General features: G+C 37.4%; 15 protein-coding genes. 12 read left to right on the forward strand and 3 right to left on the reverse strand.

The features are described from left to right. The first annotated feature begins 85 nt into the window (after positions 1 to 85). The 10 genes from ODE14_RS06285 to ODE14_RS06330 all read left to right on the forward strand — a co-directional run bounded on the left by ODE14_RS06285 (position 86) and on the right by ODE14_RS06330 (position 9,646). Positions 86 to 472: a hypothetical protein gene (locus ODE14_RS06285; protein WP_263603398.1), complete on the forward strand. Its 387-nt coding sequence runs from the start codon at positions 86 to 88 to the stop codon at positions 470 to 472. Then, positions 469 to 1,548 (forward strand): alpha/beta hydrolase, encoded by a 1,080-nt coding sequence (locus ODE14_RS06290; RefSeq protein WP_263603399.1) that lies wholly within the window; start codon positions 469 to 471, stop codon positions 1,546 to 1,548. The genes ODE14_RS06285 and ODE14_RS06290 overlap by 4 nt, the downstream gene beginning before the upstream one ends. Positions 1,549 to 1,923: 375 nt before the next feature. Continuing rightward, positions 1,924 to 2,397: a Dps family protein gene (locus tag ODE14_RS06295; RefSeq protein WP_263603400.1), complete on the forward strand. Its 474-nt coding sequence runs from the start codon at positions 1,924 to 1,926 to the stop codon at positions 2,395 to 2,397. Positions 2,398 to 2,452: 55 nt separating this feature from the next. Then, positions 2,453 to 3,148: a LytR/AlgR family response regulator transcription factor gene (locus tag ODE14_RS06300; protein ID WP_263603401.1), complete on the forward strand. Its 696-nt coding sequence runs from the start codon at positions 2,453 to 2,455 to the stop codon at positions 3,146 to 3,148. A gap of 356 nt (positions 3,149 to 3,504) precedes the next feature. Continuing rightward, complete coding sequence (locus ODE14_RS06305) at positions 3,505 to 5,715, forward strand: hybrid sensor histidine kinase/response regulator (RefSeq protein ID WP_263603402.1); 2,211 nt, start codon at positions 3,505 to 3,507, stop codon at positions 5,713 to 5,715. Between the two features lie 14 nt (positions 5,716 to 5,729). Further along, positions 5,730 to 6,278, forward strand: coding sequence for an antibiotic biosynthesis monooxygenase (locus ODE14_RS06310; protein ID WP_263603403.1), 549 nt, complete (start codon positions 5,730 to 5,732; stop codon positions 6,276 to 6,278). Between the two features lie 206 nt (positions 6,279 to 6,484). Further along, positions 6,485 to 7,042, forward strand: coding sequence for a hypothetical protein (locus tag ODE14_RS06315; protein ID WP_263603404.1), 558 nt, complete (start codon positions 6,485 to 6,487; stop codon positions 7,040 to 7,042). 541 nt (positions 7,043 to 7,583) lie between these two features. Beyond that, positions 7,584 to 8,045: a redoxin domain-containing protein gene (locus ODE14_RS06320; protein ID WP_248392695.1), complete on the forward strand. Its 462-nt coding sequence runs from the start codon at positions 7,584 to 7,586 to the stop codon at positions 8,043 to 8,045. A gap of 2 nt (positions 8,046 to 8,047) precedes the next feature. Continuing rightward, positions 8,048 to 8,563, forward strand: coding sequence for a DsbA family protein (locus tag ODE14_RS06325; protein ID WP_263603405.1), 516 nt, complete (start codon positions 8,048 to 8,050; stop codon positions 8,561 to 8,563). 261 nt (positions 8,564 to 8,824) lie between these two features. Further along, complete coding sequence (locus ODE14_RS06330; protein WP_248392691.1) at positions 8,825 to 9,646, forward strand: alpha/beta fold hydrolase; 822 nt, start codon at positions 8,825 to 8,827, stop codon at positions 9,644 to 9,646. Between the two features lie 130 nt (positions 9,647 to 9,776). Here the strand turns inward: ODE14_RS06330 and ODE14_RS06335 are convergent, their stop codons facing one another. Genes ODE14_RS06335 through ODE14_RS06345 form a run of 3 tightly spaced genes read right to left on the reverse strand, consistent with a single transcriptional unit; the run spans position 9,777 to position 12,375 of the window. Further along, the gene (locus tag ODE14_RS06335) at positions 9,777 to 10,688 is read right to left on the reverse strand and encodes a helix-turn-helix domain-containing protein (protein ID WP_263603406.1); all 912 of its coding nucleotides are present in this window, start codon (positions 10,686 to 10,688) and stop codon (positions 9,777 to 9,779) included. Between the two features lie 34 nt (positions 10,689 to 10,722). Further along, positions 10,723 to 11,460, reverse strand: coding sequence for an SDR family oxidoreductase (locus ODE14_RS06340; protein WP_263603407.1), 738 nt, complete (start codon positions 11,458 to 11,460; stop codon positions 10,723 to 10,725). A 12-nt stretch (positions 11,461 to 11,472) separates the two neighbouring features. After that, on the reverse strand, positions 11,473 to 12,375 hold the full coding sequence (locus tag ODE14_RS06345) for an NAD(P)H-binding protein (RefSeq protein ID WP_263603408.1): 903 nt from the start codon (positions 12,373 to 12,375) through the stop codon (positions 11,473 to 11,475). A gap of 412 nt (positions 12,376 to 12,787) precedes the next feature. On the opposite strand from ODE14_RS06345, the gene ODE14_RS06350 reads away from it, so the two are divergent. After that, on the forward strand, positions 12,788 to 13,330 hold the full coding sequence (locus ODE14_RS06350; protein ID WP_263603409.1) for a peptidoglycan-binding protein LysM: 543 nt from the start codon (positions 12,788 to 12,790) through the stop codon (positions 13,328 to 13,330). A 202-nt stretch (positions 13,331 to 13,532) separates the two neighbouring features. Next, positions 13,533 to 14,078, forward strand: a complete 546-nt coding sequence (locus ODE14_RS06355) for a peptidoglycan-binding protein LysM (RefSeq protein ID WP_248392682.1) — start codon at positions 13,533 to 13,535, stop codon at positions 14,076 to 14,078. The last annotated feature ends 581 nt before the right edge of the window (positions 14,079 to 14,659 follow it).

A 14,659-nucleotide genomic window follows, 5' to 3' on the forward strand; every position in this document is an offset into this window, starting at 1 on the left:
CTGATTTAGTCGGTTCACCCTTTTTTATTTTACCATACACTATTGCTATTACTACATTTGTTTTATTAAAAACTAAATTTCCAGGATGATTCTAAAGACAAAAAAACAGAAGATTTTTCTTATAGCAGCTTTTATATGCCTTGCATGTACAGTTTTATCGGCACAGAAAAATAAATTAAAGGACAGTACCCCTGAACAGCGTGCAAAAATGCAGACGGAGTGGATGACAACTAAATTAAACTTAAATGCTTCACAAACTCAGCAGATTTCCGCGCTAAACCTTCAGTACGCCCGGAAGAATGAGCCTATTATTCAAAGTAACAGCAGCAAGCTCTCCAAATTTAGAAAACTGAAAGCCCTACAGAAAGAAAAATCTAACATGCTCAGCCAAATTTTAAGCGAGGAACAATATAAAAAATATGAGGATATTAAAGATCAGATGATTCAAAATATTAAAAATAAAAGAAAATGAAAAAACTATTAAATCCATGGATAATAATTTTATTTATTACCACCTCAGCATGCTCTCAGAGCGCAACCGACACTTACGAAACAGCACCTCTCCAGTCAAAGGTTGGCAACAGCCTTCAAGGACCTATTCAAAAGCCTGTAACAGGATACGGTGCAGATGGAAACTATGATGTGGCAGAAATTGACTTTGATAATCCGGAGTATCCGGGAACACAGGTTTCAATTTTCTATCCTCAGGGGATTACTTCTCCCAGACCTACCATTTTCTTTTCGCATCCGTTTGGTGGTGAAGACAAAGAATATAATATAGAGTTGTACAAATTCATTGCAAAGAAAGGTTACGTGGTAGTATTTGTGCCTTACCGTACCATTGATGTAAGTGTAGACCATCGTTACCAGACCCTGTGGGAAGGATTCACGAAGGCTGCTGCAGATTATCCTAACATTATTGACACTCAGAAAGTAGGTTTTATGGGCCACTCTTTTGGAGGTGGAGCAAGTATCGATCTGGCCTACAAAGCATTTACAGAGAAGGGATGGGGACAAAATGGACGTTTTCTTTTCACTATGGCTCCATGGTATTCTTTTAACTGGAACAGTCCATTAAGTACCCAACAGCAATTACAAAGTTTTCCTTCCAATACCAAAATGATCACCCAGGTCTATGATGAGGATGATGTCAACGATCACAGGATGGCAATTGATATCTTTAAAAATATCAATATTCCTAATGCTGAAAAGGATTTTATTTATATTAAATCGTCTACTGTTAACGGATATAATTATGTAACAGACCACGCCATGCCAAGTTCAAGAGTAATTTTCGATGCATTGGACTATTATGGAGTGTACCGTCTTTTGGATGCTATGATGGATTATAGTTTCAATGGAAACAGCAGTGCAAAAAATACTGCTTTGGGGAATGGTTCTGCCGCGCAGGTCACCATGCCTTCTTATAACGGACAAACAATGAATCCTCTTGAAGTCACAGATAATCCCACGCCGAAATACCTGCAGTTTAAATACCAGTTTAAATGTGGGAACAGCACCAATCCGCGGGTTTACTACTGTAATTAATTAAAAAGGCAATGATCTACTAAGGCATTACTTGTTTTATAAACAGATAGTATGACCGGTATGTGCTTATCTAATGATGATATTACCTAACTCCGGTAACCTAAGTATATTATTGCCTAATCAAATAAGAACTCAAAATTTTCAGCAAAACATCTGAAAAGTATGTATAATATTGAAATTCAATAAAAAATCAAATGTCCCGGTCTTAGGCTCCTTGATTTACAACGGGAGCTGATGACGATTCTTCCGGCATTTAAAATCTTCAATATCAAATTCAACTACTCATTTTGCCGATTTATCGAAAATAATCTCAAAATAACAGCATTCCGATCGAACTTTACATCAGTAAAACAAACAACTTAAAATCCTATTATTATGAAAACAAAAATCGGAATCACAGAAAAAAACACAGAAGCAGTAGCAGAACAATTGGCTAAATTATTAGCAGATGAAACTGTACTTTACATTAAAACCAGAAATGCTCACTGGAACGTTACCGGGGATAACTTTCATGCCAACCATATCTTTTTCGAAGAGCAATACAAGCAATTGGATGAGCTGATTGACAGCGTTGCAGAACGCATGCGAAAAATAGGACATTATGCGCCGGCAACAATGAAAATCTATCTCGAATTAACCCATCTTACAGAATATACCGACAGAACCAACGACGGTTTAGGCTATATGAAAGACCTATTAAGCGACCAAGAAAGCATTATTGAATTTCTGAGAGGGAATATCACTCCTTTTGCCGAAGAATTCAAAGATTACGGTACAAGTGATTTCATCACAGGATTGATGGAAACGCACGAAGAAATGGCCTGGATGATCCGCTCGTATTTCAGATAAATTGGGAAAACAGAAAGGAATAATTATATTTGTGTAACCATAAATAAATATCCTTATGAAAGCTCTCATCGTAGATGATAACGACATTGCAAGAACCACACTCTCACATTTGGCAAAACAAATTCCCAGTCTCACAATTGTCAGCGAATTTTCCAATGCCATTGAGGCTTACAACCACTTGCAGTCTAATCACGTCGATTTGATTTTTCTCGATATCGAAATGCCGGAAATGACAGGTATTGAACTTACCAAGAATCTTTCGGGAAGAGGTACCATTATCATTTTCACAACATCCAATAAGGAATATGCACTGGAAGCTTTTGAACTGAATATTGCAGATTACATTCTGAAACCAATAACACCGGCAAGGTTTTTACAGGCAGTAAGCAAAGCGCAGACAATTCTGGAAAGCAGAAAAGAAAATGTGGAAGTCACAAAAGATGAATTCCTTTTTGTAAGGGATTCCAATATTACAAGGCGACTGAAGCTCGATGACATTTTTTATGCCGAAGCGATGGGCGATTATGTAAAGTTCTACACCCGGGAAAAAATGTTTGCCATCCATGGTAAAATGAAAACGGCGGAAGAACGCCTTCCGAAAGACAATTTCATCAGGGTTCATCGTTCATACATTGTTTCAGTCGGTAAAATAGATACACTTCAGGACGGCGGAATTATGATTAACGGAAAATTTATCCCGGTTGCAGATGCATACAGGAAAGCACTCAACACGAGAATGAATGTTTTTTAAATTTTATTCGGGCAGCTTAATCCTCCTGTAGTATATCCTGAGCTAAGTTCACGCAGCAATCTGTTGAACCGTTCAGCATCGCAATAACAAAAAGAGCTCCGCTCAAGCCAAGATGCAGATTCAGCACAAAAAGTAGCGTCAAAATAAAAACAGTATTTGTCATTCCGTAGGAATCCCGGCATCCACGGTTAGATTCCTACAGAATGATAAACTTAATATTAAATCTTGCTGAGTGAATAGTTTATGCTAAGCTTGACGAAGTACCTTTAGAACTAAATATTTTCAATAAGAAGAAAAAAAACGTTGCGAGTACCGAGCGGAGTCGAAGTATGCATTAAAAACAAGGAAAAACATTTATGAAAAAAATATCTTCAATAATGGACAACAGGAGATTCAGCTATTTTATCATCCTCACATTTATTGCAGGTTCTCTCCTGTTGATCGCGGTTCAAATCAATTCGGCGCAGAATACGAAGGAGCTTATCTGTAATAACAATAAACTTCTTAACGAATTGCGTTCCAGCAATCATTTGCGTGAAATAGACCGTGATATTTTAGGCGTTGAAAGCAGAATCCGGGCTTCCATTGCAACCAATGATACTACTCACCTTGAAGGAATTGACCAAAAGATCAGCCAGATAGAAAACTTTTTAGACTCCCTTTCCAAAGACAACACCGATGCAGAAGAGGAAAGGCTGATTCACAGACTGAGTGTTCTCGCTATGGAAAAGAAAACCACGAAAGACAAATTATTGCTTCGTTATCATACACTCGGAAACATGGATGATCAGACCTCCATTGCCAACCCGAGAGCGAGAAAAATATCAAATGAAATCACAACAATCACCGCAAAAATCTATGAAAGCCGTAAATTTCATATGGTAGACCTCAGCAAAAAGACCGAAACAATGGGGCAAAAGGCAAGGTTATATGATATTTCTTTATTGATTTTATTGATTTTGAGCGGATCCATCGTTGGCTTTCATATTCTTCGCCAGTTTAAACGTCAGAGATTGCTGATCCAGGAATTGGATATCGCAGAAAAAAAAGCTTCGGTTGCTGCACAAACCAAAGAAAATTTTTTAGCCAATATGAGCCACGAAATCAGAACGCCCCTCAGCGGAATTTTGGGCTTTACCAATCTTTTACAGAAAAGACCTTTGGATCAGACTTCAAAAGAATTTGTATCATCCATTCAAAGCTCAGGAGAAAATCTGATGGCCATTATCAACGATATTCTGGATTTATCAAAAATCGAAGCCGGAATGATGCGCATTACCAAAGGAATATTCAGCATCAACGGACTGGTAAATTCGGTAGAAACTTTTTTTGTGGAACGGGCAAAAGAAAAAGGATTAACAATTTCCAGCAAAATAGATCCGTCGATTCCAGATACGCTGAATGGTGATGCAACGAGGCTAACCCAGATTTTGGTTAACCTCATCGGAAATGCCGTTAAATTTACACAGCAAGGCAGCATTAGTATTGAGATTTACAATAAAAATCAAACCGAAAACGAGGTTGTTGTCGGTTTTAAAGTCTCAGATACAGGAATCGGAATCGATAAAGAAAAACTCAGCGAGGTTTTTGAAAGATTCAACCAGGGTGAAGATTCTATAACAAGAAATTACGGAGGAACCGGACTTGGTTTATCCATTGTGAAAAGTTTAATTCAATTACAAAATGGAGATATTGAAGTTGTAAGCGAACAGGGAAAAGGCACGACTTTTCATTTTTTCATTCCTTATGTCATTGCGAAAGAACAGATTGCCGTAATTCCTTCTCATGATATAACGTATTTTAAAGACAGATCCAATACACCATTGAAAGTTTTGGTAGTAGATGATAACGCCATCAATCAAAGTCTGATGAAGCATCTTCTGTCACAATGGAACATTGAGTTTGACACCGCAAACAATGGTCTTGAAGCAGTAGAATATCTTAAAAATCACGACTGTGATCTGGTTTTAATGGACATTCAGATGCCACAAATGGACGGCTATACCGCAACACAAAAAATCCGCGAAGAATTGAATCTGAATCTTCCAGTCATCGCAATGACCGCACATGCAATGGCCGGAGAAAGAGAAAGATGCCTGAGCCGGGGAATGAACGGATATATTTCCAAACCGGTCAATGAAGATGAATTATTTAAATTAATTTCAGGTTTCGGATTGAAAGAAAATAAAAATAATGAATTAAAAATCCAAGAAACCATTCCTGTTTATCAATACATTGACCTTAATTATATGAAGTCTGTCAGCAATGGTGACCAAGATTTTGAAAGAACGGTCACAAAGCAGTTTTTAGACAAAGTTCCCGGTCATTTGCAGGAAATGGAATCGGCTTATGAAAATACAGATTTTAAGATCGTAAAACTCAGAGCACATGATTTGAAATCCAGTGTTGCAATAATGGGATTACTTCCTTTATTAGAGGAAAAACTGAATACTTTAGAATTAACCAATGGAGAAAACCCAGCTTCAAAACAGACTTTAAAAGATGTAAAAGAGATTGTTTTAAAAGCAGTTTCCGAGGCAGAATTATTTTTACAAACTATTAATTAAAGAAAACTATCGTTATGGAAAATCAGGGAGCATCTGTAGTGATTTCGCATCACATTCTGGATGGGAAACAGCAACAGTACGAGCAATGGCTCAATGAGATCGTTCCTTTAACCAGACATGCAAAAGGTTTTATTGATTGGCAGATCATCAGACCGATCCAGGGTTTAACTTTTGTTTACACCGTGATTATCAGATTTGATACGATTGAAAATCTCAAAAACTGGATTGATTCCGATGACAGAAAAAAACTGATTGAAAAAGCCAACCCCCTATTTCATAAAAATGACCATTACAAAATAAAATCCGGGCTCGATTTTCTTTTTGAAAACGAAAACGAAACAAAGGTTCCCGTACGATGGAAACAGTTTTTGGTAACCTGGTCAGCCATTTATCCTTTATCATTAGTGGTTCCGCTCTTACTTCTGCCCTTTTTAAGATTATTAAAAATCCCTGCAAATCATTATTCAGACGGACTTTTGATCTCTGCATCCATTGTTTTCCTGATGGTTTTCGTTGTAATGCCCAATTATACAAAGCTGATCAGAAAATGGCTTTTTAAATAATATCATTTAACATTAATATGACCAATCACTGTTTTTACAGTGATTTTTTTCGTTTTTTCTCAAAAACACCATCCTTTTTATCTTTTTAATTTTTCGATCTTATCTAACGACAGTTTCTGCCTGTTCATCGAACACCAGCTGATTTCCCGCTAAGTTGGCAGTAGCTTTACATCAACAATTAATACAATAATTAAAACCCAAACATTATGGAAATTCTACAAACATCAGAAAATGCATTATCTCACTCAAGTGTAACTGCTGTTATTAATGCACCATTCGAAAAAGTTAACATTGCAGACTGGTTATTAAACTTACCCGATGCCGAATATCAAAGATGCTCAACCCAACATATCGGAGCGGCTATTTCCACCACTTTCGATGGCGAGCCGGTTTCGCTGAATGTGGAAACAATCGGAGACGCTTTGATGGTTCAGCATTATGTAGCCACCGTCTATCGACCGGATTACTGCAGAATGCTGTCAATATCTGATTCCATTACCAAAAACGGAAGAACGAAAGTGCAGGTTTTATGGGAGCTGAAAGCCTCAAAAATTGATGATAACACGACTTTGTATACCAACGAAATTCACGCAACGGCAACGCCGGAAATGTTCGAATATATGAAAGAACACGGCATCGAATTAGCAAGTGCAGCCGCTTCCAGACAAGCTGCTTCCGATGCGCACAACCACGAAGAAACACCCAACTTTGCAAAAAGTATCGAAAACAAAGCATTGACAGGCAAATACAATCAGCCTTTTTAGAATTAGCATACCTTGTTTGTAATCAAATAACTTTTAATTCATCTACAAATTGTGTATTGAATATTTTGATATTTGCTTCGTCAATTCGAGTATTTTTTTGTAACAAAGTGAAGAAAAATGTTTCGAGAATGAAATTTATCTTCAAATCATAAACTTCTCAATACAACGGATATTCATCTACAACACTATTTTCTACACCAATATAAAGCCCAACGACTGATTTTGCCCGTTGATCGAATAAGATCTAAAAAATACCCGATTAGGAAGTAGCTTTACCATAGAAATTAAGAACTGTAAATAATAATCATAAAAAGTAATAGGACGCATACTGAAAAATTTAAGCTTTAAATATCAGTTAGAAAAAAGAACTCCATACCCATGATGACGGAATCTTCCGCTATTGTGGACGGGATTTCTATATGGCGCTGCGGTAGCTCCTGCCTTAATTAATATATTGGTAAACTGGCATTTGCTTTTACCTGCCATTTTATTGCTAACTTGTTGTAGATTTTCAATTCAATAACCCAAAAAACTAAATATTATGTTACAAAAAGGAACTGTTGCCCCAGATTTTACATTATTTGCTACACCAGACCAGAAAATAACATTATCTGAATTTAAAGGAAAAAATGTTATTCTCGCCTTTTATCCCGCAGACTGGAGCCCGGTTTGCAGTGATCAGATGGCATTGTACAACGAAATGCTGAAATTCTTCAAAAAATATGATGCAGAAATATTCGGAATCTCTGTGGACAGCAAATGGTGTCATCTGGCTTTTTCAGAATCACGGAACCTCCATTTTCCCTTGCTTGCCGACTTTGAAGCAAAAGGAGAAACCGCAAAAAAGTATGGCGTTTATGATGAGGAGGAAGGAGAATGCAAAAGGGCTTTATTTGTTATCAATAAAGAGGGCATCATCGAATGGAGTTATCTGTCACCAACTGCCATCAATCCTGGTGCAGACGGAATATTGGAAGCTTTAGAAACACTTAATACAAAATAATTATGTCACTAAAACCATCAGTAAGTAAAACTGACCATGCGCAAGGTAACGACAATGCCGACCTTACCATTGTAGAATACGGCGATTATCAATGTCCGTATTGTGGAGCCGCTTATCCTGTTCTTAAAGAATTAATGAAAGAATTCAAAGGTCAGGTAAAGTTTGTTTTCAGGAATTTTCCGTTGTCGGAAATGCATCCATATGCAAGACCCGCCGCAATTGCAGCAGAAGCCGCCGATCTTCAGGGGAAATTCTGGGAAATGCATGATGTCATTTATGAAAATCAGCAATCTCTGAATGAAAATTTCTTATTTCAGCTCGCAGAAAAAATAGGTTTAAACCTTTCTCAATTCAAAGAAGATATTCAGAAACCCGAACTGGAAAAGAAAGTAGATTCAGATTTCGAGAGCGGTATTATCAGCGGCGTAAACGGCACGCCTTCGTTTTTCATTAATGGAAATAAATTCAATGGCGGTGCGGAAGATTTACTCGAACTGGTAAGGGAAAATGTGAATTAATCCCGAATTGCAGTCCGATCTGAGTATGTCTGTAATGGCAAAAAAGAGAAAACCATTCCACAAGCTCAGGATAATCTACACAAGGAAAAGCTGCCATAGAAATTAGCAAACAGCTTTAGATAATTGTCAAAAAGCTGCCTCTAATAAAAATTTCATCAAAATGTATGAAGTTAAACTAGATTAATTTCTACCTGTTTTATCCTCCATACATTTGCTAAAGAAATAAGACAAAACAATTAATAACTTAAAAAAATTAATATTATGAGTACACTTACATTAAAAGACGGAACAGAAATTTTTTACAAAGACCAGGGTGAAGGACCGGTATTGATGTTTCACCACGGATGGCCATTATCTTCAGACGACTGGGATGCCCAGGTTATTTTCTTTCTGAAAAAAGGGTACCGGGTAATCGCTCACGACAGGAGAGGTCACGGACGTTCCAGCCAGAATATTTACAACCACACCATTGAGCAATATGCTTCTGATGCTGCAGAATTGGTTGAATTTTTAGATTTGAAGGATGTGGTTCACATCGGACACTCAACAGGCGGTGGTGAAGTAATCCGTTATGTGAATAAATATGCCAACGGAAGAGCTAAAAAAGCAGTATTGATCAGTGCAATTCCTCCTGTGATGGTGCAGAGTGAAAGCAATCCGGACGGTGTGCCGATGTCGGTTTTTGATGATATCAGAAATCAGACCATGAACAACAGAAATCAGTTTTATTATGACCTTACTTTTCCTTTTTACGGGTATAACAGAGAAGGCGCAGATGTAAAAGACGGTGTCCAGAGAAACTGGTGGAGACAGGGACTGATGGGCGGAATCGTAGCTCATTATGACGGAATTAAAGCGTTTTCAGAGACCGATTTAAGTGAAGATCTTAAAGCGGTGGATATTCCGGTTTTGGTGATGCATGGTGAGGATGACCAGATCGTTCCTATTGCCAATGCTGCATTAAAATCCATTAAATTATTAAAGAACGGTAAACTGATCACCTATCCAGGTTTCCCTCACGGAATGCCAACTACCGAGCATGAAACCATTAACAAAGATCTTTTAGCGTTTATTGAAGAATAATAAACGATTATATATAAAGGTGAATCAACATGATTCACCTTTTTTAATTTATATAAGACAATGATGATGAACCGACCGTCAGATTACGAAAACCTAAAACAAATGGTTGATAAATACAATTGCTGACGGTCTAATTAAATGATTGCCTGAACTCCAAAGGAGTCTGATTGGTTTTACTCTTGAATAATCTGGTGAAGGACTGCGGATACTCAAATCCCATATGGTAGGCAATTTCAGATACCGACAGATCCGTAGTGGATAATATTTTCTTTGCGGTTTCAATGAATCTGTTGTGGATATGCTGCTGTGTATTGAGTCCGGTTAAAGAACGTAACATGTCACTCAGGTAATTTGCGGATACGTTTAGCTGATCAGCAAGATCCTGCACCGTTGGCATTCCGTTCTGCAGCTCTTCATCGGTATTAAAATAAACGTCAAGAACTTTTTCAAACTTATCAATGAGGCGGTCATTAACTGCCTTATACGTAATAAACTGACGTTTGTAATACCTACTGCTGTAATTCAGAAGAAGTTCGATCTGAGAGACAACCACATCCTGACTCACATCGTCTGTTCTGTTATTAAGCTCCTCCTCAATAATCTTAAATACTGAAAATAAGGTCTCTTTTTCTTTTTCTGATACATGCAGCGCTTCATCCGTTGCATAGGAAAAGAATCCGTATTGTCTGATTTTTTTTGCCAATGGATAGGAAAGCAGAAAATCAGGATGAAGCAGGATCAGGAAGCCTTTGCTCTTATTATTCTTAGGTTTTTCAAAGAGCTGTCCCGGAGCTGTAAATACCAGACCACCTTCACCAAAATCATAATGATGCTGGCCATATTTGGCACTTCCGATCGTATCCTTATAGGCGATCTTGTAAAAATCCAATATCAGATTTTCCGATAGCTCCTCAACAGGTAGGGTCATATCTTCCAGACGGATGAAACTGACCAGTGGATGCTCAGGTTTAGGAACTCCGAACATCTTATGAAATTCAGTTAACGAGTGAAATTTATGAAAATGATTTGGGTTGCTTTTCATTTGTTTGATTGGTTCTGTAAAAATAGTGAATTAATTACCATGGTGTTTCCCCGGTTTCGGGATTATATTCTTCGCTGATGAATTTTCCGGTAGGCCCGTCCTGCCCGATCATGGCATATTTTGCAATTCTTTTTCCGCCTTCTTCCACAGTTCCTGTACCGCGGTGATTATTAAAATCTGTAGCGACAAATCCCGGACAGACTGCATTAACTTTAAATGGGGTATCACGGAGCTCATAGGCAAGGTTGATGGTATACATATTCATGGCGGCTTTTGAAGCGGTATACACCGCTGCTTTATGACTGTAGTAGATCCAGTCGGGATCAGAATGTAACGTGAGGGAACAGCCGCTTGAAGAAACATTGACGATTCTCGGCTCCTCCGATTTTCTAAGAAGATCCATAAATGTCTGGGTCATTCTTATAACACCGTACAGATTGGTATCCAGTACTTTTTGAAAAGACTCAACCGGCGCTTCCAAAGCTGCCTGCGGCATTCCTCCGTTTATTCCAGCGTTGTTGATCAGCACATCCAATACATCGGTTTTGCTTCTGACCGCTGATTTTGCTTTTTCCACTGAGCCGGCGTCGGTTACATCCAATTGAATGGCTTCCGTATGCGCGAAACCTGCTTTTTTCAGTTGTTCCACTGCAGATTCTCCGTTATCAATATCACGGCTTCCTATAAAGACAAAATATCCGTTTTCTAAAAGTTGTTTAGCGGTCTCAAAGCCTATTCCTTTGTTGGCTCCTGTTATTAATGCTATTTTCATTTTAATTTATATTTATATTTTATATTTCTGAGCAAATTCTTTTGTAAAATCTTCAAACTTCACTTTTCCGAAGGTGGGTTTATTGGCATAAAAATCCTCATACAGGCTACCGTCTGCCTGTGCTCTTTGCATGGCAACCATTCCTTTGGCAATCCATTCATTAATGCCCGCAGACAGCATTTGATGCAATAATTCTTCACTTGAAACTACCTTCCATTCCAAATCCGGATTCCCAATCGATTGTCCTAATGCCACGGTAATTTCATCAGGAGAAACCTCATCACTGGCGATATAATGTACTGTTCTGCCGCTGAACGGTTCTTCCATCTCGTCTGCAATGGTCGCAGCAATATCATAAGGTGAAACCCAGGGTTCTTTGCGCGATCCTCCATAGCTTTGAATAATTTTACCCTGAGATTGTATTGCCGGAAGCCAGCGGTAGATATTGCTGAAAAATCCCACGGGACGCATAAATTTTATGGAAACCTCTTCAGGAAGAGTCTGTAAAATCTGCTCAACATGATAGTGAACCAAAAGACTTCCGGTGCCTTGATCCGAATGTGCCCCGATACTGCTTAAATGAATGATTTTCCTGATTCCTGACTGTTGAACGGCTTTTACATAGTTCCGAGCTGTTTTTTTAAATTCAGCCAGAAAATCGATTTCCTGATCAAAAAGACTTCCCATACCTTCCCATGCTTCCATTAAGTAGACCGCATCAGCATTTTTAAAAGTTTCTGTTAAAAATTCCACATCCTGTATGCTTCCTATGGCTGCTACAGCACCTAAATTTTCTATTTCAGGTATTCTTTCCTTTCTGCGGCTGATCACCGTAACCTGATGTCCTGCCCCAACCAATAATTGGGTAAGCGGATTTCCTATGTTCCCTAGAGAACCTGTTAATACTATTTTCATTGTCATATTTTATAAGTACAAAATTGCAATGATAAATACGATTAGAATTAACAAAATCCTGGTAACACTTAACCAAATACAACTCTTCAGTCTAAAGCAGCCGGAATATAAAATAGTATTTCTGTGGCTGTACCACAGTATGGTATATAAATGTATCAACAAGTTTCATCATTATCCTGTGTTTTGTAAAAAAATCTACATTTATTTATCATTTGAAAGTGAAATATGATAGTGATAATATCCCGATTCAAAAGAAAATATGCTTAACGAACAGAATTACAATCAGTTAAAAATAACAATAATGGTTTGGTCATGTCAAATAATGTTATTAGATTTGATTTTAATGACATTTGTCAGTATAATTATATTGAATGGCATCATTTTATTAGAGTTCCATTAAATTTATTCTATCATGAAAAAACAATTTGTTATCGCTGCGTTGTCTTGGGGAGCAATCGTTTTAGGAAGCAACCAAGTTCTGGCACAAAATTCTAATCAGGTTAATACCTCCGTCAACATTAATTTAGCCGATGTTATTTCAATGGACGTAGGAAGTGTTGCTTCAGGAGGCACTGTGGATTTTAATTATGTGAATACAACAGATTATAATTCTTCCAAAAATGTGACGGTGCCGAATAGCTTAGTCATTATTTCTTCCAAGAATTTCGATGTAAAAGTAAAATCTGAGGGCGCAAACTTTGTAAGTGGCGCAAATGTAATTCCGGTAGACGTATTACAGGTAAAAGCAATAGCGGGCGGAAGTTTAACAGGAACCCTGAATGAGGTTACCTTATCCACAAACGATCAGGTTCTGGTAAGTAACGCAAGTTTAGGGGCAAAACAATCTTTAAATATTGCCTATTCTATTTCGGCAGAAAAAGCATCAAAGGTACTTCTGGGAAAGCCTAAAGGAACTTACATGCAAAAAATAATTTATACTGCCACTGCATTGTAATTAAAACAAACAATAATTTATATAAGCCCTCAACATTTTGTGTTGAGGGCTTTTCTTTTTAAATAATGAACTAAAATACGTGTGGCGATTTCACTACACGAACTTCCATGTTCCACTACAGAGAAACTTTTTTTGCCGATGTACATTTGTAATGTTCAAAAGAGAACAATTAAATAAGAATAAAAAATAAAATAATATCATTATGAAAAAGCAAATTGCAATCGCAGCATTAACCATCGGAGCATTCGTATTAGGAACAAACACTATTCAGGCTCAAAACACTACCGCAACCACAACGGTAAACATTACCCTGAACGATGTGATCTCCATTGATGCGGGAAGTACTGCAATCGGGAATACGGTTGACTTTAACTATGCTACTGCAGCAGATTATAATTCTGATCAGACGATTACTAAAGCCAACTCTTTAAAAGTAACTTCAACTAAGAATTTTAATGTAAAAGTAAAAGCAGGAGGCGCTAATTTCATGAATGGAACCAACGTAATCCCTGTAAATGTTCTGACTATTAAAGCTGCTGCAGCTTCCGGAACCATGGGCGGTACAAAAAACGCTGTTGTTTTATCTGTAGCTGATCAAACTTTAGTGGCAAATGCTCCGCTTGGAAGCGCCTTGACACTGAATCTGGATTACACCATTCCTGCCGCGAAATCATCTTCTTCTGATATTTTAGGTAAACCGGCCGGAACTTATACGCAAACAGTAACGTATACTGCGACTGCTTTATAAATTGCTAATTCTAAAGAAACTTTTTTTCATATTAATATTTTGTGATTTGGTGTTTCAGAGGCTTCCTACGGGAGGCCTTTGATTTTATATATATTAACCGACAAAGAGCAATGTTTTTCAGGAAGAATTATCATTTATAATGATGATTGATATTTTAAAGGTTAGCCAGGCAGAAATACTAATAGGGCAATAAGGTGTACCAAAAAAATACTTGGACTATTAGTACATACTTACATGAGTTACAAGATAATTTTTATAATTTAACAGGGAATAATTCGAATTATAGAATCATAAATACTCTTTTGCAAAGAGTAATTTTACAATATAAACCTGTCTTAAAAACGATGATAACAAATTACCAACCTATAGATATTTTTTGTGAAACCTGAAGAAAATTATTCGCAAACAGTAACGTATGCCGCAACAGCTTTATAATAAAAATAAAAGAAAATTTTATATAAGCCCTCAACACAAAATGTTGAGGGCTTTTCTTTTTAAACAATGAACTAAAATACGTGTGGCGATTTCACTACACGAACTTCCATGTTCCACTACAGAGAAACTTTTTTTGCCGATGTACA

This window comes from Chryseobacterium sp. PET-29 (assembly GCF_025736815.1).
GTDB classification, from domain to species: Bacteria; Bacteroidota; Bacteroidia; order Flavobacteriales; family Weeksellaceae; genus Chryseobacterium; species Chryseobacterium nepalense.